The organism is Streptomyces rectiviolaceus (assembly GCF_039533825.1).
In the GTDB taxonomy this organism is placed as follows: Bacteria; Actinomycetota; Actinomycetes; order Streptomycetales; family Streptomycetaceae; genus Streptomyces; species Streptomyces rectiviolaceus.
In genome coordinates this window covers 14,958-36,519 of the sequence record NZ_BAAAUG010000219.1, presented here as the reverse complement: position 1 = coordinate 36,519, position 21,562 = coordinate 14,958, and the positions used below count along the sequence as shown (strand labels likewise).

The following is a 21,562-nucleotide window of genomic DNA, read 5'->3' as shown; positions in this document are numbered from 1 at the left end:
TGTCCGCGCTCATCCGAACGCCTCGGCAGGAAGGTGAGGCCCGTCGTCGTCCGGCCATGATCCCGGCGCACGCGGACATCGCCGCTCGCCTCGGTATCGCCGAAGGGGAGTACTGCGTACGTACTGCCTATGAGTTCCTGGCCGATCGGCGGCCCGTCCAGGTGTCTACGAGCTGGGAGCCGTACAGCCTCACTTCGGGCTCGCTCGTGGTGCTCCCGGAAGGGGGGCCGCTCGCCGGCACTGGCGTGGTGCGCCGCATGGCGGAAGTCGGCATTCAGCGCGGTGCGCTCGTGACGCGCATTCAGCGGACGTACTACAGCGATGACGGCCGCCCGGTCGAGACGGCTGACATCGTCGTGCCTGCCGCCTCCTGCGAGATCGTCTACGAGGTTCCGGTCAATCAGTGATGATCAATCAGAGCTGACGGGGTAGCGCCACTGGAAGTGGTCCAGTGCTCGCGCCCTGGCCTCGACAACCGCCATGCGCGCATCCCGCTCTGCCGTGTCGACGTGCGCGGCCTGGCCGGTCGCCTGGCCTTCCCACTTGCGGTAGAGCAGGCCGACATCGGACGAGAACCAGCCGCGGGAGGTCGAGTTCAGGGCGAGCAGGAGGCCCGTGTCCTCGGATGCCGGCAGCGCCATCCAGCCTCCCAGGGCCACGAGCAGGTCGCGGCGGACGAAGAGCGTTGCCGGGTGGACCTGCGCGCGGTAGTCGTGGGACGCCCAGTAGTCGAGCACTTCCTGACGCTCGATCGGCCCGTGCTCGGGGTCGCCGGGGAAGCCGACGGTGGATCCGTCCGGGAGTAGATCGAGTACGCGTGACGTCGCCCAGCCGATGGTTCGATCAGCTTCGAGGGCCGCGAGGTCGCGGGCCAGCGCACCAGGCGCAAGCTGGTCGTCGGCGTCCAGGACCTTGACGTATTCGCCGTCCGCGTGGGCCAGGGCAATGGTTCGAGCAACCCCGGGGCCTCCCGGGCGTCCCTGCTTGAACGTGATGCGGTCGTCGTCGGGGACGTGGGGCGCGACCTGGTCAGTCGTCCCGTCCTCCTGGATCAGCCAGTGCCACTCCCAGCCGGCGGGCAACTCCTGCTCGCAGATGGACTTGTACGCGTCAGCCAGGAAGTGCGCCGACGGTGCATGGACGGCCGTGACGATGATGATGCGCCGGCTCACGGCTCACCACCTTTCCAAGTGAGTCGTGAAGAGCATTTCCGTGCGATCGCCGGGCAGCGTGACGTCAGACATCTCCACGATGCGGTTGTCCGTGTCGTACGAGGTCTTGCGAAGGACGAGCACCGACGTGCCGGGCGGTAGGCCCAGCTCCTCCGCCTCTTCCACCGTCGGGGGCCGGGCCGTCACGCGGTCTTCGATGCGGTCGATCTCGATGCCCACCGTGAGCAGCTGGTTCCATGTCCCGCCTGGCCAAGGCTCTTTCGTCTCGTCCAGGAGGTCGGGGTTTCCCTTGACGACGTCGCGGATCAGATGCGACGTGACGAGGCTGAACGGGTTCCGCTCGGCGTTGTATCGCGTCCGGTAGGTCCGCTCGACGAGTGCTGTTCCTTCATCGACGCCCATAGCTGCTGCGATCTCCTTGGGTGCCTCGATCTCGCGGTACGCCGCATGAAAGACGAGGTCGTTCACCCCAAGGCCGGTGTCGTGCTCGGTTGAACCCGTTTCCAGGCGCTTCTGCTCGGGTGCGCGAGCACGGTCCTTCTCCCATTGGTGCCGCATGTTCGTGCGCTGCACCAGCGTGCGTGGGCGGCGGACGAAGGTGCCGCGGCCGTGCTGCTTCTCGATCAGCCCTTCCGCCTGGAGCACGCGCAGGGCCTGCTGGACGGTCGGACCGCTGCGCCCGGAGCTCTTGATGAGGTCCGCCTCGGACGGCAATCGGTCACCGGGCTCGAGCTGGCCTGCGCGAATCTGCGCGCGGAGCTCGTCCGCGATCTTCTCGTAGGCCTTTGCCATCCGTGCTCACCGTCCTGTCGTTCAACGCGCGCCTCAGCATACGACTCCTAAAGAGGTGTTGACGAGTGGAGGAGTGCTACGTCATGGCCTCTGGCCGGGCTGACGCGTGCTGGCTCCCGATCGCGAAGGGGCTGACGCCGCATGGCCTGCGGCACACGCACAAGACGGTCATGGAGGGGCTGACCGAGTAGCCAGCGTCCACGGCCCAAATGCGTGGCAGTTTCAGGCCATCAATCAGGCCCGGTTCGCTAACGAGCGAGCCGGGCCTGATCTGCGTTATGCAAGGGCTCACTGTCACGAAGCATGGCCCCACCACCGAGTTGGGCCGAAAATAGTTGGCCGGCCGTGCCTCAATTTGGACTACTTGGCCCGCCGTGCCGAAAGCATCGCTCACTGGATGCCTTGTAGGAAGTGATCTCACGGAAACCACCGGGCGGCGAGATCACGAAAGGGCCCGACCGCTGGCGACGGGGGATGCACCAGCGATCGGGCTGTGGCCAACCGTAACAAGGCTGCTCGCGTAAGGGGAGGCAAGTGCTCCGTCAGAATGTCGAGTTGTGACCGGGATCACGCAACGTGATCCGTAGGGGAGGGGTGGTGAAAGCTACTCGTCACAGGGCGGCGCGTACGAGAGACGTGGCAGATACTCGTGCCATCTTTCCTGCGTAAGAACGCCTTGAGTGGTTGAGCAAATGCGACGAATCGCCTCGTCGGTGTTCAGGTTCCAAAGCCGGACCGTATCCGTTCCGCTCGAAACGCCGAGCATCTCGCCCCGAGGGCTGAACGACAAGAAACTGCCGGTCTTGGCGTTGGGGCTCATGGATTGACCGATTGGGGAGGCGTTGGAGGGGTGAGTGACGTCCCAGAGGCGGACCGTGTTGTCGTTGGCGCCACTCGCCAGGGTGCGGCCATCCTGGCTGTACGTCAGTGACATCACCGCGTCGGTGTGGCCAGTAAGAGGGGCGCCCAGCCGGGTTGCCTTGCGGGGGTCGGCGACGTTCCAGAGTCGTACCGTGCCGTCGTCACTCCCGCTGGCCAGTGTGCGGCCGTCCGGGCTGTAGGCGAGCTCGTTGATGGGGCCCAGGTGCCCCTTGAGAGGCTTGCCGAGTCGGGTGGCGTGACGCGGGTCGGACACATTCCAGAGGCGGATCGTGCCGTCCGCGCTTGCGCTGGCGAGAGTTCGTCCGTCCGTCCCGAAGGCGAGGGAATTGACGTAGCCCTTGTGGCCCGTGAGCGGTGCGCCGCGCTTGCGGAGATGAGACGGATCGCTGACGTCCCACAACTGAATGGTGCGGTCTGTGTCGGCGGTTGCCAGCGTGCGCCCATCCGGGCTGAAGGTCAGCGCGGCCGCGAACCGTGTCCGCAGGGCGACGGGCGGCCCGTGGGGGACGGGGCGAGTCGGGTCGGTGACGTTCCACAGCTGGACTGCGCGGTCTCCCGTAAGCACCGCGAGTGTGTGGCCGTCGGGGGAGAATACGGGCGAACGCACGTCCCCGCCCGGGGGTTTGAACGGTTTGCTCAGCGTCACGGGCCGGTTGGGACGCTCCACGTTCCACAGCCGAAGCTGGTCGTCGTGCGCGGCCGTGGCGAGCACCTTCCCATCAGGGCGGAACGCTCCGATTCTGCCAACCATGTCTGACGTCGGTATCGACCACAGACGGACCTTGTTGTCGCCGCTCCCAGTGGCGAGAGTTCGTCCGTCGGGGCTGAAGCCGAGGGCGTACATCTCCCCGCTGCTGCCCGCGAGAGGCTCGCCGACCTGCGACGGATGCGCTGGATCACGGATGTTCCACAGGCTCGCCGTGCTGTCCGCGCTCGCGGCCGCGAGCATGGTTCCGCCGGGGTTGAAGGCCACGGACCATACGGCGCCGGTGTGGCCGGTGAGTGGCTCGCCGAGTGATTTCGCATGGCGTGGGTCGGTCACGTTCCAGAGGCGGATGGCGTTGTCGCTGCTGCCGCTGGCCAGAGTGCGGTCATCGGGGCTGAAGGCGACGGAGTGCACCGTGCCCGTATGGCCGGTCAGCACCTTGTCGATCGGCTTCGGGCGACGCGGGTCGGCGATGTTCCACAGTCTGATCGTGCCGTTGTCGCCACCGGCCGCCAGCGTTCGACCGCCGGGGCTGAAGGCCACGGAGCGCACGGCAGCGGTGTGGCCGGTCAAAGCGCCGAGTGCCTTCGGCCGGCTCGGATCGCCCACGTTCCACAGACGAACGGTGTGGTCGTCACTGGCCGAGGCCAGCGTGCGCCCGTCCGGACTGAAGGCGACCAGATAGATCGCGCCGTCATGGCCGGTCAGGGGTGAACCCAACGGGCGCGGATTGCTGGGGTCCTGAACGTTCCACATCCGGACCGTGCCGTCGTCCGAAGCGGTGGCGAGGGTGTTGCCGTCCGGGCTGAAGACCGCGCTGCTCACCCAACTCTTGTGGCCGGTGAGGGGTTTGCCCAGAGGCTTGGGACGAGACCGGTCCGAGACGTCCCACAGCCGTACGGTCCTGTCGTAGCTGGCGGTGGCCAGGAACCGTCCGTTCGGGCTGAACGAGGTGAGGTAGACGGCGCCCTTGTGGCCGAGGAGCGGGGTGGCCAGCGGCGCGTTCACGATCGAGAGCAACCGGTTCGTGGTGTCTTCGTCGTCAGGCCGCAGATCGTGCGCGACCAGGTCGAGTTGGGCGGACAGTGACGGATCCGTGTCCTGGACGCGATCAGCCTCGGCGACCACTTGCTCGAACACCGCATCGTCTCGCTGCTGCCACGCGACCACCGCCGAGACGACGGCCACCATGGCGAGAACGACCAGAGCCGCCACTGCGCCACGGATGATCAAGACCGTGCGCCTACGGAGTCTGGCCGAAGCAGCCAGGAACTCCACCGCGCCTCTGGTCAGGAACGTGCCACCGGCGGTCTTCCTCCAGGCACGGGCTTGCTCAAGACGGGAACCCCGGTAGAGCAGTGACGTATCGCGGTCGGCGTCCTCCCAGGTCCTGCCGTCTTCCTCAAGGCGCTGGCGCAGCAGATTGTCGTTCCTGTCCTCGTCGATCCAGTCGCGCAGACGGGGCCAGGCGTGGAGCAGCGCTTCGTGCGTGATCTCCACGGTCTCCGCGTCGAGTGTCACCAATCGAGCGCGTACCAGTGCTTCGAGCGATTCCTCGGTCTTGCCGGGGTCCGTCGACTCCTCGGCCAATTGCCGCCGCGCCCCCCGCCTGCGGGTGGCCTGGGTGTCTTCGCCGAGCCGGACCAGCCTGAGGAGGAGCAGCCGCGCGGCCGTGCGTGCGGCTGGGTCGAGGTCGGACCAGGCCCGCTCGGCGCTCGCCGCGACCGCTCCCTGGATTCCCCCCGCCGCGCGGTAACCGGCCAGGGTCAGCCTGCCGGTCTTCCGCCGCTGCCAAGTGGCGAGCAGGGCATGGGAGAGGAGCGGCAGCACTCCCGCGTCGTGCGTCCCGCGGGGCCCGTCCGTGCTCACTTCCCGGACGATCAGTTCCGCTAGACCCGGTTCGAGCTCCAGCCCCACGGCTTTGGCCGGGCCGGTCACGGCATCGCGCAACTCCGTGGTGGTCAGCGGCCCGAGCACCATGTGCCGGTGTTGCAGCGCATCGGCCAGTTCGGGATACCTGAGGCACTGCTCGTAGAAGTCGGCGCGTATGCCCAGGACCACGAGCGCGGGAGCCGGGTCACCGGCGTCGCCGGGGGAGCACGCGGCCTGAAGGACCTGGATGAAAGTGCGCTTGCTCGCCTCGTCGGAGGAGAGGGTGAATGTCTCCTCGAACTGATCCACGATGACGACAGGACGGGCAGCGGTAGGCGTCTGGCGTCGCGCCCAGGCCGCGACGGATTCCCTCACCGCGTTCGCGAATTGCGGAGTGCCAGGACCTGTCACCGCCGCTTCCTCGGCGACAGAGACGGCATGCGCGAGCTCAGGTATCTGGCGGGTCAGCTCAGCGAGAGGGTCGCTTCCCGGCACGAGCTGCAGTACGGGGCCTGCCTGACTGTCCGCGTCGCTCAGCGCGCCGTTCTGCAGCGTGGGCACCAGGCCTGCGTTCAGCAGAGAGGACTTTCCCGCCCCCGAAGCGCCCACGAGCATGACCAGGCCGCCCGTCTTCTCCGCGGCGCGGAGCTGAGCGACGAGGGCGTCTGTACTCCGCTCTCGTCCGAAGAACCACCGGGCGTCTTGCTGGCGATACGAAGCCAGCCCTCGGTAGGGACACACACTGTGGAGGGCGGTCAGGGCCTCGGCTTGAAGCCGTTCCTCATCTTCTGCGTCGGATGCCGGGGCAGCGCGACCGCTGACCGGGTCGGCCACCGCGCGCTCCCACAGGAGCTGCCACTGGGCCATGTCGTACAGACCCGCGGACACCGGAGCGGGCCGCTCGCGTCGTGCTTCGGGTATCAGCACATGGAGCACCGCTGAGAGGGCAGCAAACTGGGCAGGCACGTTCTTGGCCCGCCGCCAGTCGCTGATCCGCTGGGCGGAGACCCTCACGGTCCGCCCGCGTTCATCGACCCGCTGGTGCCGGACGACCGCCTCGGCCACTCGCTGGAGGGGAGGGTTACCGGCTTCCTTGTACAGCAGCGCGAGACGTTCCGCGAAGGCTGTGCGTGCCCCAGAGTCGGGACTCAAGGCCTCCACCCCTTACTTCCCCCGCATCTGGACATCCGGACCGGAAAACTCACCTTATACGGCTGACCTGCGGTTAAGGGGTCCGGACGATGACGGAACCTCCTCTTCCGGCACCTCAGCTGGCAGGATCACGAACCGGTAGCGAACCAACCGCGCAGCGTCATGGCAGGTCATCAGCTCGGGGTGACTCGCAGAGGTGAATGGCGACGCTGCATAGCCTCGGCTGGTTTTCGCCGATCACCTCCGGACCGTTGTCGCGAGGACTGCGGATCCGTCTTTCCTCGATCCGCGCCGTTACGCCGACATGACGCGGGTCGATGCAGTCCGTCGTTCGGTACCGGTCCCCACAGGGGAGGGACCGGTACCGAAACGACGCGGCGTGTGACGAGGAACCAGGGGCCGTACGTGACGTCTGGCGCGATCGCGAGCCGCGCATCTGCCGCAGCTCTGCGTGGCCAGCAGATGCTGTGCCGCCCGGAGCCGGATCGCCCCGCCACGTCCTGCGGGTCCACTCTGCCGGGGAGCCGTTGTCCATGCCCACGTTGTTGTTCAAGGCAGCCGCTGGAGCGGTTGGGGAGCTTCTGACGCGGTGCGCTCATCTCGACACTGCTCGCCTGCAAGGCCGCCCGCGTCCGAGTCGGGGATGGACCCGAGATCGCGCTCGGAGAGATCGAGACCGACGGTCCGAACACGCGCCCCACCCTCGCCGCATTCTTCCGAGCAGCTGCCGAGTTTCTCGACGAGCTCCGACGAGACGTGAGCGGGCAACGGGCAGGCAGCACGCGAAAGCACTAGCTGTCTGCCGACTGGCCACAACGACGCGCGTACGTCCTCGCAGGCGACGAGCAATGTTGTCGATGGAACGAGCACAGCACCGTGTGCGGACGGGCGTCGACCGACGTCGACCTCATCAGACCCGGCGCCGAACACCGATACGAGAACCTGAAGGCGCTGTGCAGCGAGCACCACGCGATCAAGAGGTCGCGCGAGAGGGTAACGAGGCACCACGCGTCACACGGCGGCACCCCGTCGAGCGGCACCCCGGGTTGCTCTAGCTCACTCCCGAGATGGCCCCAGAGAACGAGTCAGGCCCGGTTCCCATTTCTGGAAACCGGGCCTGACCTGGTGTTTCAGCTGTCGGGGTGGCGGGATTTGAACCCACGACCTCTTCGTCCCGAACGAAGCGCGCTGCCAAGCTGCGCTACACCCCGATGTCGTTGTTCCACTGGCCCGCTGCGCAGGCCGTGGCGACATCGATTACTTTAGCGGACCGGCGCCCGGAGACGAAATCCGGTTTTCGGGCCCTGGCTACCCGGCGCCGCGTCCCGGTGGCCCGGGCGGATGCGGTCCAGGCCGAAGAGGACGGCGTTGGCCAGGACTCCCGCGTATCCGTGCACCTCTACGTCCAGGAACGGATAGGGGTAGCGCGCCGGTGAGCCCGGGGGCATGATCGCGCCGCGGGGGGACGGAGCCCCCCGGAGGGCCTCAGCCCCGCGCCGTCAGCGTAAGCAGCGTCGCCTCCGGAGGGCATGCGAACCGCATAGGGGTGTAGCGGTTCGCGCCGCAGCCCGCCGATACGTGCATGTACGACGTCCGCCCCTCCGCCTCGTGCGTCGACAGGCCCTTTACGCGCTCCGTGTCCAGGTCGCAGTTGGTGACCAGTGCCCCGTAGAAGGGGATGCAGACCTGGCCGCCGTGGGTGTGGCCCGCGAGGATCAGGGGGTAGCCGTCGGCCGTGAAGGAGTCGAGGGTGCGCAGGTACGGGGCGTGCACGATGCCCATCGAGAAGTCGGCGCCCGCGTCGGGACCGCCCGCCACGCGCGCGTACCGGTCGCGCTTGATGTGCGGGTCGTCCAGGCCCGTGAGGCCGATCTCGTAGCCCTCGACCTTCAGCGCGCCCCGCGTGTTCGTCAGGTTCACCCAGCCCGCGGCGTCGAAGCCGTCGCGCAGGTCCTCCCACGGGTTGTGGATCACGCCGACGGCGGGTGCGTTGCCGTTCAGGCCGTGCTTGCCCTGCGACTTCTCGATCAGATAGCGGACGGGGTTGCGCGGCTTGGGCCCGTAGTAGTCGTTCGAGCCGAAGACGTACGCACCGGGGAACTGCATCAGCGGGCCGAGCGCGTCCAGCGTCTCCGGCACGCCCTCCGGGTCGGAGAGGTTGTCCCCGGTGTTGATCACGAAGTCGGGGCGGAGACCGGCGAGCGAGCGCAGCCAGCGCTGCTTCTTGCGCTGCCCGGACACCATGTGGATGTCCGACACCTGGAGGACTCTGAGCGGTCGCATCCCTGGCGGAAGGACCGGCACCGTGATCCGTCGCAGTCGGAAGGATCGGGCTTCGAAGCCCACCGAGTAGGCCAGACCGGCGGCGGCCGTCGTCGTGATTCCCAGAGGTACTGCGTATCGCGCGCGCATCCACCCATCGTGTCAGACCCGAAGGCCCCGTAAATCAGCGGGCGTCGGGCCGTACGCACCTGCGACAATCACCGCATGACCACGCTCAAGTCGAAGCTTCAGGAAGACCTCACCGCCGCGATCAGGGGGCGTGACGAGCTGCGCTCCTCGACGCTCCGGCTGACCCTCACCGCCATCACGAAGGAGGAGGTCTCGGGCAAGACGGCCCGCGAGCTCTCCGACGACGAGGTGCAGAAGGTGATCGCCCGCGAGGCGAAGAAGCGCCGCGAGGCCGCGGAGGCCTTCGCCAACGGCGGCCGTGCCGAGCAGGCCGAGAAGGAGAAGGCGGAGGGCGAGATCCTCGCCGAGTACCTGCCGAAGCAGCTCTCCGAGGACGAGCTTCAGGCGATCGTCGCCCAGGCCGTCGAGGAGGCCAAGGCCGCCGGCGCCGAGGGGCCGCGCGCCATGGGCCAGGTCATGAAGATCGTGAACCCGAAGGTCGCGGGCCTGGCGGAGGGCGGCCGCGTCGCCGCCGTGGTCAAGAAGCTGCTCGCGGGCTGAGCGCACGCGCGCGTACGTACGCGAATGAGGGCGCCCCCTGACTTCAGGGGGCGCCCTCATCCACGTATCAAGTCCACGTATCAAGCGGGAGCTGGGAACCTACCGGCCCCAGCCGCCGATCCCGCCCCCATTGCCATTGCCGTTCCCGCCGTTGCCGTTGCCGCCGATGACGTCCGGCGGCAGGGAGATGTCCGGCCAGGGATCGCCGCCCCCGCCGCCGTTGTCGCCGCCACCACCATTGCCGCCGCCCGGCTTGTCGTCCTCGTGGGGCTTGTCCTTGTCCTTGTCGCCGTCCGGGATGTGGATGGTGTTGAAGCCCGGCGCGGGCTTGCCCGCGAGCGCCCCGCTCATCGCGTCCCGCCAGATCGGACCCGGGACCTCACCACCGAAGACCTTGTCGTACGGGACTCCGCCGATGGTGATGTCGACCATCTGCCGCTTGTGCTGCGGGTCGCCGACCCAGACCGCGCCCGACATGTTCGGGGTGTAGCCCACGAACCAGGCGGCGTAGCGGTAGTCGGTCGTACCCGTCTTGCCCGCGCTCGGGCGGGAGCCGAGGCCGGCCTGCTGGCCGGTTCCGTCCTCGACCACGCCCTTCAGGAGGGTGTTGATCGTGTCGGCCGTCTTCTCCGACATCGCGCGCGAGCACGTCGACTTCGGCACCGGCAGCGTCTTGCCGCCCGGTGCGGAGATCGACTCGATCGCGACGGGCGTGCAGTGTTCGCCGCGCGCGGCGAACGTGGCGTACGCGCCCGCCATCGTCAGCGGCGACATCTCCTGGGTGCCGAGCGCGATCGACGGCGCCTGGTCCAACTTGTTGCCGTCGGCCCGCTCGACGCCCATCTTCTTGGCCATCTTCGTCACCGGGCAGATGCCGATGTCGCCGATCATCTCCACGTAGTAGGTGTTGACCGACTTCGCGGTCGCTTCCTTCATGGCGTACGGGCCGACCTCGGACTCGTTCTCGTTGGTCAGCTTCGCGCCGCCCGAGTTCAGCCACTTCTTGCCGTCACACGCCGCGACGCTGCTGGGGTACGGCATCTCGTACGGAGCTCCGTAGCTCTTCGTAGGAGGCATTCCGCCCTCCAGGGCGGCCGCGGCCACGATCGGCTTGAACGTCGATCCCGGCTGGTAGCCCGCGCCGCCGCCCATGGCGTCGTCCACGGACAGGTTGATCGTGGTCTCGTCCTTCTTGAAGCCGTAGGGCCGCGACTGGCCCATGCCCAGGATCTTGCCGGTGCCCGGCTCGACGATGGTGGCCGCCGTGGCCACGTCGTCGCTCTGGTTGACGTGATCCTTTATCGAGGCCTGCACGGACTGCTGCGCCTGCGGGTCGAGGGTGGTCTTGATCTGCAGACCGCCTTGGTTCCAGACCTTGGCCCGGGCTTCCTTGGTCTTGCCGAAGACGGGGTCGGAGAGGAAGACCTCGCGTACGTAGTCACAGAAGAACCCGGCGCCGCTGACCGCCGTGATGCAGCCGTTCTTGGGCTTGCTCACCTTCAGGCCGAGCGGCTTCTCCTTCGCCGCCGCGGCCTCCGCCTGCGTGATGTCGTGCGTCTCCGCCATCCGCTGCAGCACTACGTTGCGGCGCTTGGTGGCTTCCTCGGTGTCGTTGACCGGGTCGTACCTGCTGGGGGACTGCACGATGCCGGCGAGCAGCGCGGCCTCCTGGACCTGCAGCTCCTTGGCGGACTTGGAGAAGTAGCGCTGGGCCGCGGCCTCGACTCCGTAGGCCTGCTGTCCGAAGTAGGTGATGTTCAGGTAGTTGCTGAGGATGCGCTTCTTGCCCAGCTTGTCCTCGACCTGGATCGCGTACTTCAGCTCGCGGATCTTGCGCCCGAGGGTCTGCTGGGTGGCCTCGGCGACCTTCGTCGGGTCGTCGCCCGCCTCCTCGACGAAGACGTTCTTCACGTACTGCTGGGTGAGCGTGGACGCGCCCTGGGAGACGCCGCCGCTCTGTGCGTTCTGGTTCAGGGCGCGCAGGATGCCCTTCGCGTCGATCGCGCCGTGTTCGTAGAAGCGCGAGTCCTCGATCGCGACGATCGCCTTCTGCATGTAGGGCGAGATCTTCTTGAGCGGCACCACGGTGCGGTCACGTGAGTAGACCGTGGCGATGGAGCCGCCCTTGTTGTCCAGGATCGTGGTGCGCTGACTCAGCGGCGGCTGCTCCATGTTGGATGGGATGTCGTCGAACCCCTCCACCGAGCCCTTCGCCGCGAGGCCGAGCGCGCCGGCCGCGGGCAGGGCGATGCCTGCCAGCACGGCTCCCGCGAGCACGCTGACACCTAGGAACTTCGCGGCCTGCTGAGTTGGTGACAGACCACCGCCCGAGCGCTTCTTTCCCATGGGGGCAGCCTACGTTCTGATTCGCCGGACACGCCTCAATGCCTTGGCCTAAGCTGCTCTCAACTGTCACAGCAGTGCGGTTTGGCAACAACCCCTTCGTCGGCCCCGAATCCCGAACGGGGACTCCCTCAGCTCTCTCAGGGCTAGGGAAAGTGTGTCCGAATTCGCCTCATGCGGCATTCGATGCCCGTTGTGACTCAGCTGAAGTGCCCGCATTTGCCGGGTTCATCACGCATGTCGCCAGCTCACTCCGTCGGGTGATCTGCCGCTTACGCATAGTCCGTTCGGGCCATTCAAGATTGGGCCCGAAGGGGGTGTTGCGCTGTGCCCAACCTCCGTAACGTCCTCAACTGGCGGCGGTGAATATGCCGCTGCCGCCGTGGGGGAGCCTCGATTCGGGAGAGGACGGCGCCGGTATGGGCTGGGTAACCGACTGGAGTGCGCAGGCGGCCTGCCGCACTACCGATCCAGATGAACTGTTCGTTCAAGGAGCAGCGCAGAACAGGGCCAAGGCGGTGTGCACCGGCTGCCCGGTGCGCACGGAGTGCCTGGCCGATGCGCTGGACAACCGCGTCGAGTTCGGCGTGTGGGGTGGCATGACTGAGCGGGAGCGCCGCGCACTGCTGCGCAGGCGTCCCACAGTCACCTCGTGGCGCCGTCTGCTGGAGACGGCGCGCTCCGAGTACGAGCGTGGCGCGGGCCTGCTGCCCGTGGACTTGGAGGACGACGAGACGTACGAGAGCTACGCGGCAGTGGGTTAGCGCCCGTCCGCCGCGTGGCGGTGGGGAACGGCCCTCTACGGAGAGCCCCCACCGGCCGCGTGGCTGTGGGTCAGTCCGCTGTTCAGGCAGCTCCGGCCGGATCACCATCAGTACCGGCCGCGAGCCGGTCCCCGATGGCCCGAAGGCCTGCCAGGTCGTGCACATCGCCCGGCAGCGCCGTCACTTCGGCCATGGCCACCTCGGGGTGAAGCGCGGTGAAGCGGTCGCGCGTGCGCTGTTCGCGCGAGAGCAGCTGCATGCGTTCCGCGTGCAGTCGCAGCAGGCCTGCGGTCAGCTGTGCCACGGGCGGTTGCGTGTCATGGAGTTCAGAAGGTGCTTCGGGCGCTTCTGGTGCTTCAGGAGGTGCTGGGGTCTCGGAACTGCCGGGGGCCTCGGGGGAGTTGCCGGGAGCCTCGTGGGAAGCCTCGCTGGAGTTACGCAGTCCAACCTTCCCGTCCTCCTGATCCACAATGCGGCTCTCATCAAGATTTTCCGCGGCGGCAAGTGCCCGCTCGGCCGAGAGCTGAGCGGCGCCGCTGCGGTGCACCCGGTTCAGCACGAGACCGGCCAGCGGCATGTCGTCGGCGGCAAGGCGCTCCACGAAGTACGCCGCCTCACGCAGCGCGTCCCGCTCCGGCGAAGCCACCACGAGGAACGCCGTTCCCGGAGCCTGGAGCAGTCGGTACGTGGCGTCCGCGCGGGTGCGGAAGCCGCCGAACATGGTGTCCATGGCGGCCACGAACGTCTGGACGTCACGCAGCAGTTGACCGCCGAGCAGCTTGCCCAGGGCCCCCGTCATCATCGACATCCCGACGTTCAGGAACTTCATCCCGGCCCGGCCGCCCACCTTCGCCGGGGCCATGAGCACCCGGATCAGCTTCCCGTCCAGGAAGGAACCGAGGCGCTTGGGGGCGTCGAGGAAGTCCAGGGCCGAGCGCGAGGGCGGCGTGTCGACGACGATCAGGTCCCACTCGTCGCGGGAGCGCAGCTGCCCCAGCTTCTCCATCGCCATGTACTCCTGCGTGCCCGCGAAGCCCGCCGAAAGCGACTGGTAGAAGGGGTTGCCGAGGATCGCGCTCGCCCGCTCCTTGTCCGCGTGCGCCTCGACGATCTCGTCGAAGGTGCGCTTCATGTCGAGCATCATGGCGTGCAGTTCGCCGTCGCCGTCGACCGCCTTGACCCGGCGCGGGACGTTGTCGAGCGAGTCGATGCCCATGGACTGGGCGAGCCGGCGCGCCGGGTCGATGGTCAGGACGACGACCTTGCGGCCCCGTTCGGCGGCGCGCAGGCCGAGCGCGGCCGCCGTGGTCGTCTTGCCGACGCCTCCGGAGCCGCAGCACACCACGATGCGGGTCTTCGGGTCGTCGAGCAGGGCGTCCACGTCGAGCGTGCGGGCCGGGTCCAGGGGGCGTGCCGTGTCCGGGTCTCGTGCCGGGTCCGAGGTCATGCGATCCCTTGCTTCCGCAGTTCCGTGGCGAGTTCGTAGAGCCCCGCCAGGTCCATTCCCCCGGCCAGCAGCGGGAGTTCGTGCAGCGGCAGGCCGAGGTCGCCCAGAACGGCCCGCTGGGAGCCCTCCAGGGCGTACCGCTCGGCGTACTCGGAGGCCTGCTCCAGGAGCGGGTCGACCAGGCGCTCGGCGACACCTCCGCGGCGGGCTCCGCCGAGTCCGGCGGCGGACAGGGACTTGGCGATGGCGGTACGGGGGGTCTGGCCGAGCCCGAGCTCAAGGGCGGACTCGTCGAGCAGCGTGGGCCGCACCATGTTCACCATGACGCGCCCCACGGGGAGCTTCGCGGCGCGCAGCTCGGCGATCCCGTCGGCGGTCTCCTGGACGGGCATCTCTTCGAGGAGCGTCACCAAGTGGACGGCTGTCTCCGGAGACTTGAGGACGCGCATCACGGCCTGCGCCTGATTGTGTATCGGGCCGATCTTGGCGAGCCCTGCCACCTCGTCGTTCACGTTCAGGAAGCGCGTGATGCGGCCGGTGGGCGGCGCGTCCATCACCACGCAGTCGTACGCGTACCGCCCGCTCTTCTCCTTGCGGCGTACGGCTTCGCAGGCCTTGCCGGTCAGCAGGACGTCCCGCAGGCCCGGCGCGACGGTGGTGGCGAAGTCGATGGCGCCGAGTTTCTTGAGCGCGCGCCCGGCACCCCCCAGCTTGTAGAACATCTGGAGGTAGTCGAGCAGCGCGAGTTCGGGGTCGATGGCGAGGGCGTACACCTCCCCGCCCCCGGGAGCGACGGCGATCTTCCGCTCCTCATACGGCAGCGCTTCGGTCTCGAAGAGCTGCGCGATGCCCTGTCTGCCCTCGACCTCGACGAGGAGGGTGCGCTTGCCCTCCGTCGCGAGGGCGAGCGCGAGTGCGGCGGCCACCGTGGTCTTGCCGGTACCGCCCTTGCCGCTGACGACCTGGAGCCTGCTCACACTTCCGAGCCTAACCAGTCGACGTCCGGGCTAAGCAGGAGGCCACCGTGAGCAGCACCTCACAACGGCTACAGTCGGCCATATGACCAAGTGGGAATACGCAACCGTGCCGCTGCTCGTCCATGCCACGAAGCAGATTCTGGACACCTGGGGCGAGGACGGCTGGGAGCTCGTCCAGGTCGTGCCCGGGCCGAACAACCCTGAGCAGCTCGTGGCCTACCTGAAGCGGGAGAAGCAGGCATGAGCGGCAACGTCGAGGCGAAGCTGGCCGAGCTGGGCATGACCCTGCCCGAGGTCGTGCCGCCGCTCGCCGCCTACCAGCCGGCGGTTCAGTCCGGTGTGTACGTCTACACCTCGGGCCAGCTCCCGATGGTGGAGGGCAAGCTTCCGGTGACCGGCAAGGTCGGCGCGGAGGTGACGCCCGAGGAGGCCAAGGAACTGGCCCGTACGTGCGCGCTGAACGCCCTGGCCGCGGTGAAGTCCATCGCCGGTGACCTGGACCGCGTCGCGCGCGTCGTGAAGGTCGTCGGCTTCGTGGCATCGGCCCCGGACTTCACGGGCCAGCCCGCGGTGATCAACGGCACGAGCGAGCTGCTCGGCGAGGTGCTCGGCGACAAGGGCGTGCACGCCCGCAGCGCGGTCGGCGTCGCGGTCCTGCCGCTGGACGCGCCGGTCGAGGTCGAGATCCAGGTGGAACTGACCGAGGCGTAGTCGAGATCCGGGTGGAGCCCGGCGAGTGGGACTCGGCGAGTGAGGCTCGGCGAGGCGTAATCGCTGCCTTGTCGGCCCTATCGGCTGCCTCCTGGCACCCGATAGTTGCCTCTCGAACATCAGCTCACTAGGGGATAGCCTCCGCCCATGGCGAATGGGCAGTGGTACCCCCCGGAGTGGCCCGACCGTATCCGTGCGCTGAGCAGCGGCGAACTGACGCCGGCGACTCCGCGCCGGGCGGCCACGGTCATGCTCCTTCGGGACTCCGTGGCGGGCCCCGCCGTACACATGCTGCGCAGACGCGCCTCCATGGCTTTCGCCGGAGGCGCGTACGCGTATCCGGGCGGCGGCGTGGACCCGCGCGACGACGACCACCTCGTGCGCTGGGCGGGCCCCTCCCTCGCGACGTGGGCGGCGCGCCTCGGCGTGGACGAGCCGGGCGCCCAGGCGATCGTGTGCGCCGCCGTCCGCGAGACGTACGAGGAAGCGGGCGTGCTGCTCGCGGGGCCGACCCCGTCGAGCGTCGTGGGCGACACCACGGGCGACGACTGGGAGGCGGACCGCGAGGCGCTGGTGGCCCGCGACTTCTCCTTCGCCCAGTTCCTTGACCGTCGGGGGCTGGTCCTCCGTAGTGACCTCCTTGCCGCATGGGCGCGCTGGATCACTCCGGAGTTCGAGCCGAAGCGCTACGACACGTTCTTCTTCGTGGCGGCCCTCCCGGAGGGGCAGCGCACCCGCAACGCCTCCACGGAGGCCGACCGCACGGTGTGGATCGCTCCGGGGGAGGCCACGGCGGGGTACGACAAGGGTGACCTCCTGATGATGCCGCCCACCATCGCGACCCTGCGCCAACTGAGCTCCTACGGGTCGGCCGCGGACGCCCTGGCGGCGGCCCCGGAGCGCGATCTCACCCCCGTCCTGGCCCAAGCGCGCTTCGAATACGGCGAGTTGGTTCTGTCCTGGCCGGGCCACGACGAGTTCACCAAGCACATCCCCACGGGGGGTTCCGGATGACCACGGGGGGTTCCGCATGACCACGGCGACGCCTGCCACCACCACGTCTACGCCTGCCACCACGGCCACGAACCGGACGGGAGCCATCCCCGCATGACCGAAGCCGCCGCCCTTCCCGGCCAGCCCCGGGGCGGGGTCCTCAGCGGTCCCGCCACCGCCCGCGCGGTCAACGTGCTTGCCCCCAACGCGTCCGCGATGACGCTGGACGGGACCAACACGTGGATCGTGTCCGAGCCGGACTCCGGGCTCGCGGTCGTCATCGACCCGGGGCCCCTGGACGACGTACACCTCCAGCACGTCATCGCCACGGCAGAGAAGGCCGGGCAGCGGGTCGCCCTCACCCTCCTCACCCACGGCCACCCCGACCACGCGGAGGGCGCCGCACGCTTCGCCGAGCTGACCGGCACCAAGGTGCGGGCCCTGGACCCCGCGTTGCGCCTGGGCGACGAGGGCCTGGACGCGGGTGACGTGATCACGACGGGCGGCCTGGAGCTTCGCGTGGTCCCGACGCCGGGCCACACCGCGGATTCCCTGTGCTTCCATCTCCCGGCCGATCAGGCCGTCCTGACGGGGGATACGGTCCTGGGCCGCGGTACGACGGTCGTGGCGCACCCTGACGGCCGCCTGGGGGACTATCTGGACTCCCTGCGGCGTCTGCGGTCCCTGACGGTCGACGACGGCGTGCACACGGTCCTGCCGGGCCACGGCCCGGTCCTGGAAGACGCCCAGGGCGCCGTCGAGTTCTACCTCGCCCACCGCGCGAACCGCCTGGCCCAGGTCGAGACGGCGGTCGAGAACGGCCACGCGGCGCCGTCGGACGTGGTCGCCCACGTCTACGCGGACGTGGACCGCTCCTTGTGGCCGGCGGCGGAACTGTCGGTGCGGGCACAACTGGACTACTTGCGCGAGCACGGCCTGATCTAGCGATCCGGATTGATCCGGCTGATCCAGCCCTAGTCGGGCCGGGGCGCCTTCGTGCCGTGGACGGCCGTGTACTCGGCGGCCAGCCACGGCCCGAGGTCCTCGGTGTACGCGGCGAGGACCGCCGGATCGGCAACGGGCTCGTACGAGACGAGGACGGCATCCCGGATCTGGGCGGCGCGTTCCGGGTGGTCCGGGTAGTACCGCCCGAATACCTCGGCCATGGTGGCGAGATCGCTGGTCCAGCCGTTCCACCGGGGCATCACGAGCGTGAAGGCGGTACGCACGAGGTGCCGCGCGATGACGCGGCTGAGCGTGCGGCGCTCGTCGTCGGTGGCCGCCGCGGCGATGCGCGTGCGCCAACGCGGCAGGAAGAGGGCGAGGTCTCCGTTGGTCTCACGGGCGAGGAGGCTGTCGGGCCGGTAGCGCGGCAGATACTCGGCGAGATCCTCGCCGAGCAGCGGCGTACAGAGGCAGGCGACGAACCACCCCAGGTCGTACGTCTCCAGCTCGCTCAGCACCCGGTCTCGGCTCACCAGCAGGGTGCCGACCCCGTCGATCTGCGGGAACTCCTTGTCGAGCGCGACGCCGAGCGCGTCGGCGTCGGCCCGGTCGTCGTCCCCCGGCTCCGCGCGCAGGACAAGCAGCAGATCGAGGTCGGAGCGGCCGGGGCGTGCGGTGCCGCGCGGGACGGAGCCGTAGAGGTACGCGCTGATGAGGCGCGCCCCGAAGACTTCAAGGACGCGGTCGCGCACGGCGGCGACGAGGCCTCGGAACTCCCTCTGCACAAGGCCGAGGGCCCCTTCCCGCTCGATGAACCCCAGAGAATCGACCCCACGCTCACCCATGCCCCCACTGTGCAACGAGAACCCACGGGGCCCGGCTCCCGACCGCGGGGCAATCGGGTGGGGGGGCGGGAAGGCCTGTGCGGAAGCACGGAGGGGGCGGGGTCCAGCCGCAACGCGGATGGGGCCCAGCCTCAACGCGGATGGGGCCCAGCCTCAACGCGGATGGGGCCCAGCCTCAACGCGGATGGGGCCCAGCCTCAAAGAGGCGGGACCCCATCCGCGTACGAAACAGCGTCAGCGAAATCGCGTCAGCGAGAGCGCTTGGCCAGCCGCTCCACGTCCAGCAAGATCACCGCGCGCGCCTCGAGCCGGAGCCAGCCGCGCCCGGCGAAGTCCGCCAGAGCCTTGTTGACCGTCTCGCGGGAGGCGCCGACCAACTGGGCCAGCTCTTCCTGCGTGAGGTCGTGCACGACGTGGATGCCCTCTTCGGACTGCACACCGAAGCGGCGCGACAGGTCGAGAAGGGCGCGGGCCACACGCCCGGGCACGTCGGAGAAGACCAGATCGGACATCTGGTCGTTGGTCTTGCGCAGGCGCCGGGCGACGGCACGCAGCAGCGCCGCGGCCACCTCGGGCCGTGCGTTGAGCCACGGCTGAAGGTCGCCGTGGCCGAGGCCGAGCAGCTTGACCTCGGTGAGCGCGGAGGCGGTTGCCGTACGCGGGCCCGGGTCGAACAGCGAGAGCTCACCGATGAGCTCGCCGGGGCCGAGCACCGCGAGCATGTTCTCGCGGCCGTCGGGTGAGGTGCGGTGAAGCTTCACCTTGCCCTCGGTGACCACATAAAGGCGGTCTCCGGGGTCGCCCTCATGGAAAAGCGCATCCCCGCGCGCGAGCGTCACCTCACTCATGGAGGCGCGGAGCTCCGCGGCCTGCTCGTCATCGAGCGCCGCGAAGAGCGGGGCGCGCCGCAGAACGTCGTCCACGAGTTCTCTCCTTGTCGACCTGCATCAGGGGACCGTGCTCCCCATTTTGCCGGACGGTCCAAACAGTGTGATCAGTCACAAGTCTGCCGCACTGGCGTCGCATGCTGTGCGGGAGGGGGCCAATTGGGGGCCGATCCATGGGGTCCAGGGCGGATGTCAGTGTCGGGCTCTAGGCTGGCCGGGTGTCCAAAAAGCCGGTGAGAGCACAGGCCAAGGGTGCTGCGAAGGTAATCGCCCGCCCCGATTCCGCTGTGGGCGAACAGACTTCCACTGAGCCAGAGAATGCGACAAAAGGGGCAAGCGTGCCACCGGTGAAGAACCCTTCGGGGAAGAAACAGGCCACCGCGGGCGCGGCGAAATCGACCCCGGCCAAGAAGGCCGCCCCAGCCACGAAAGCCCCGGCCACGAAGGTCACCCCAGCCAAGGCCAAGGCCAAGGCCAAGCCCGAGTCCCGCACCGCCCTCGTCCGGCGGGCCCGCCGTATCAACCGTGAGCTCGCGGAGGTGTACTCGTACGCCCACCCCGAGTTGGACTTCGAGAACCCCTTCGAGCTGCTCGTCGCCACGGTCCTCTCGGCGCAGACCACCGACCTGCGCGTGAACCAGACGACCCCGCGCCTCTTCGCCGCGTACCCGACCCCGGAGGACCTCGCCGCCGCGAACCCCGAAGAGGTCGAGGAGTTGATCCGGCCGACCGGGTTCTTCCGGGCGAAGACGAAGTCGATCATGGGGCTCGCCACCGCCCTGCGGGACAACCACGGCGGTCAGGTCCCCGGCCGCATAGAAGACCTGGTCAAGCTGCCCGGCGTAGGCCGTAAGACCGCGTTCGTCGTGCTCGGGAACGCCTTCGGAGTCCCCGGGATCACCGTGGACACCCACTTCGGGCGGCTCGTCCGCCGCTGGAAGTGGACCGAGGAGACCGACCCGGTGAAGGTCGAGGCAGTCATCGCCGACCTCTTCCCGAAGAGCGAGTGGACGATGCTCTCGCACCGCGTGATCTTCCACGGCCGCCGGATCTGTCACTCCCGCAAGCCCGCCTGCGGCGCCTGCCCGATCGCCGATCTCTGCCCGGCGTACGGAGAGGGCGAGACCGACCCGGAGAAGGCGAAGAAGCTCCTGAAGTACGAGATGGGCGGCCTGCCGGGCCAGCGCCTCAAGCCCCCGCCGGACTACCCGGGAAAGGCCGCGCCCCCGCTGGGCGCGGCATGAGCGAGGAACCAACCGAGGGTCCGCAGGCGTTGTCCACAGTTGGACGGGGGTGCCGATGACGCACGCGAGCGACACGAGCGAGACAACCGACACGAGCGATACGCACATGAGCGATGGGAACGGCTTCCAGGGACCCGGCCGCACAGGCAGCCCGACAGGTAGAGCGTCAGGCAGCCCGGCAGACAGACCGACAGGCAGCAGCCCCAACGGGCACGTGCGCCTCAGTACCGAAGGCCTCCCCGCCTGGCTGGGTCCCGTCGCCCGCGCCGCCGAGACCGTCCAGCCGACCCAGCTCAGCCGTTTCCTGCCCCCGGAGAGCGGCGCCGGGCGCCAGTCCGCCGTGCTGATCCTCTTCGGAGAGGGCGACCACGGCCCCGAGCTGCTCCTGATGGAGCGTTCCGGGAGCCTGCGCTCACACGCGGGACAGCCGTCCTTCCCCGGCGGCTCCCTCGACCCCGCGGACGGCGACCCGCTGACGGACGGCCCTCTGCGCGCCGCCCTGCGCGAGGCCGAGGAGGAGACCGGTCTCGACCCCCGGGGCGTCCAGCTCTTCGGCGTGCTGCCCAAGCTCTTCATCCCGGTGAGCAACTTCGTGGTGACCCCGGTGCTCGGCTGGTGGCGCTCGCCCACCCCCGTCGGCGTCGTCGATCCGGCCGAGACTGCCCGCGTCTTCACGGTCCCCGTGTCCGATCTCACGGATCCCGGCAACCGCGCGACGACGGTTCATCCGAGCGGCCACCAAGGCCCGGCCTTCCTCGTCGAATCCGCTCTGGTCTGGGGTTTTACGGCCGGAGTGATCGACAGAATCCTGCACTTCGCAGGCTGGGAGCGCCCCTGGGACCGCACCAAGCAGGTGCCGCTCGACTGGCGCGCATGAC

At 68.9% G+C, this 21,562-nt stretch carries 18 protein-coding genes, 1 tRNA gene and 1 pseudogene; 9 read left to right on the top strand and 11 right to left on the bottom strand.

The window, feature by feature from the left end; all coding sequences use genetic code 11:
• Nucleotides 1-44: 44 nt before the first annotated feature.
• Nucleotides 45-407 (top strand): annotated as a pseudogene (locus tag ABD378_RS42040) (UTRA domain-containing protein); the annotation flags it as partial.
• A gap of 3 nt (nucleotides 408-410) precedes the next feature.
• Here the strand turns inward: ABD378_RS42040 and ABD378_RS42035 are convergent.
• The 6 genes from ABD378_RS42035 to ABD378_RS42010 all read right to left on the bottom strand — a co-directional run bounded on the left by ABD378_RS42035 (nucleotide 411) and on the right by ABD378_RS42010 (nucleotide 8,988).
• The gene (locus ABD378_RS42035; protein ID WP_344530413.1) at nucleotides 411-1,172 is read right to left on the bottom strand and encodes a glycosyltransferase family 2 protein; all 762 of its coding nucleotides are present in this window, start codon (nucleotides 1,170-1,172) and stop codon (nucleotides 411-413) included.
• A 3-nt stretch (nucleotides 1,173-1,175) separates the two neighbouring features.
• Entirely contained in the window at nucleotides 1,176-1,964 is a 789-nt protein-coding gene (locus tag ABD378_RS42030) for a GntR family transcriptional regulator (RefSeq protein WP_344530411.1), read from the bottom strand.
• Nucleotides 1,965-2,568: 604 nt separating this feature from the next.
• Complete coding sequence (locus ABD378_RS42025) at nucleotides 2,569-6,585, bottom strand: nSTAND1 domain-containing NTPase (RefSeq protein ID WP_344530409.1); 4,017 nt, start codon at nucleotides 6,583-6,585, stop codon at nucleotides 2,569-2,571.
• Nucleotides 6,586-7,713: 1,128 nt separating this feature from the next.
• Nucleotides 7,714-7,787 (bottom strand) — tRNA-Pro (locus ABD378_RS42020).
• 51 nt (nucleotides 7,788-7,838) lie between these two features.
• A complete protein-coding gene (locus ABD378_RS42015) occupies nucleotides 7,839-8,024 on the bottom strand; it encodes a hypothetical protein (RefSeq protein ID WP_344530407.1) in 186 nt (61 codons plus the stop codon).
• Between the two features lie 37 nt (nucleotides 8,025-8,061).
• Nucleotides 8,062-8,988, bottom strand: coding sequence for a metallophosphoesterase (locus ABD378_RS42010; protein ID WP_344530405.1), 927 nt, complete (start codon nucleotides 8,986-8,988; stop codon nucleotides 8,062-8,064).
• Between the two features lie 75 nt (nucleotides 8,989-9,063).
• Here ABD378_RS42010 and ABD378_RS42005 point away from each other — a divergent pair, with 75 nt between their 5' ends.
• Nucleotides 9,064-9,528, top strand: coding sequence for a GatB/YqeY domain-containing protein (locus ABD378_RS42005; protein WP_344530403.1), 465 nt, complete (start codon nucleotides 9,064-9,066; stop codon nucleotides 9,526-9,528).
• 99 nt (nucleotides 9,529-9,627) lie between these two features.
• Here ABD378_RS42005 and ABD378_RS42000 read toward each other — a convergent pair whose 3' ends face one another.
• A complete protein-coding gene (locus tag ABD378_RS42000) occupies nucleotides 9,628-11,874 on the bottom strand; it encodes a transglycosylase domain-containing protein (RefSeq protein ID WP_344530401.1) in 2,247 nt (748 codons plus the stop codon).
• 416 nt (nucleotides 11,875-12,290) lie between these two features.
• Between ABD378_RS42000 and ABD378_RS41995 the strand changes: the two genes are divergently transcribed.
• Entirely contained in the window at nucleotides 12,291-12,635 is a 345-nt protein-coding gene (locus tag ABD378_RS41995) for a WhiB family transcriptional regulator (protein ID WP_167828965.1), read from the top strand.
• A gap of 82 nt (nucleotides 12,636-12,717) precedes the next feature.
• Here the strand turns inward: ABD378_RS41995 and bagB are convergent, their stop codons facing one another.
• On the bottom strand, nucleotides 12,718-14,082 hold the full coding sequence (gene bagB, locus ABD378_RS41990; protein ID WP_344530399.1) for an ATPase BagB: 1,365 nt from the start codon (nucleotides 14,080-14,082) through the stop codon (nucleotides 12,718-12,720).
• Entirely contained in the window at nucleotides 14,079-15,059 is a 981-nt protein-coding gene (bagA, locus tag ABD378_RS41985; protein WP_344530397.1) for an ATPase BagA, read from the bottom strand. Before bagA ends, bagB begins: the two co-directional genes overlap by 4 nt.
• Nucleotides 15,060-15,141: 82 nt before the next feature.
• Here bagA and sp36 point away from each other — a divergent pair, with 82 nt between their 5' ends.
• The 4 genes from sp36 (at nucleotide 15,142) to ABD378_RS41965 (ending at nucleotide 17,708) form a co-directional block, all read left to right on the top strand.
• The gene (gene sp36, locus ABD378_RS41980; protein WP_003975360.1) at nucleotides 15,142-15,303 is read left to right on the top strand and encodes a Sp36 family protein; all 162 of its coding nucleotides are present in this window, start codon (nucleotides 15,142-15,144) and stop codon (nucleotides 15,301-15,303) included.
• Nucleotides 15,300-15,770, top strand: a complete 471-nt coding sequence (locus tag ABD378_RS41975) for a RidA family protein (protein WP_344530395.1) — start codon at nucleotides 15,300-15,302, stop codon at nucleotides 15,768-15,770. The genes sp36 and ABD378_RS41975 overlap by 4 nt, the downstream gene beginning before the upstream one ends.
• A gap of 147 nt (nucleotides 15,771-15,917) precedes the next feature.
• The gene (locus ABD378_RS41970; RefSeq protein ID WP_344530393.1) at nucleotides 15,918-16,784 is read left to right on the top strand and encodes an NUDIX hydrolase; all 867 of its coding nucleotides are present in this window, start codon (nucleotides 15,918-15,920) and stop codon (nucleotides 16,782-16,784) included.
• Nucleotides 16,785-16,877: 93 nt separating this feature from the next.
• A complete protein-coding gene (locus tag ABD378_RS41965; RefSeq protein ID WP_344530391.1) occupies nucleotides 16,878-17,708 on the top strand; it encodes an MBL fold metallo-hydrolase in 831 nt (276 codons plus the stop codon).
• Between the two features lie 29 nt (nucleotides 17,709-17,737).
• On the opposite strand, the gene ABD378_RS41960 is transcribed toward ABD378_RS41965, so the two are convergent.
• Together ABD378_RS41960 and ABD378_RS41955 are read right to left on the bottom strand one after the other, a co-directional pair.
• A complete protein-coding gene (locus tag ABD378_RS41960) occupies nucleotides 17,738-18,553 on the bottom strand; it encodes a nucleotidyltransferase domain-containing protein (RefSeq protein ID WP_344530389.1) in 816 nt (271 codons plus the stop codon).
• Nucleotides 18,554-18,801: 248 nt separating this feature from the next.
• Entirely contained in the window at nucleotides 18,802-19,476 is a 675-nt protein-coding gene (locus tag ABD378_RS41955) for a Crp/Fnr family transcriptional regulator (protein WP_016642758.1), read from the bottom strand.
• Nucleotides 19,477-19,658: 182 nt separating this feature from the next.
• On the opposite strand from ABD378_RS41955, the gene nth reads away from it, so the two are divergent.
• Both nth and ABD378_RS41945 read left to right on the top strand, forming a co-directional pair.
• Nucleotides 19,659-20,684: an endonuclease III gene (nth, locus tag ABD378_RS41950; RefSeq protein ID WP_386544389.1), complete on the top strand. Its 1,026-nt coding sequence runs from the start codon at nucleotides 19,659-19,661 to the stop codon at nucleotides 20,682-20,684.
• A 106-nt stretch (nucleotides 20,685-20,790) separates the two neighbouring features.
• Entirely contained in the window at nucleotides 20,791-21,561 is a 771-nt protein-coding gene (locus ABD378_RS41945; protein WP_344530384.1) for an NUDIX hydrolase, read from the top strand.
• The last annotated feature ends 1 nt before the right edge of the window (nucleotide 21,562 follow it).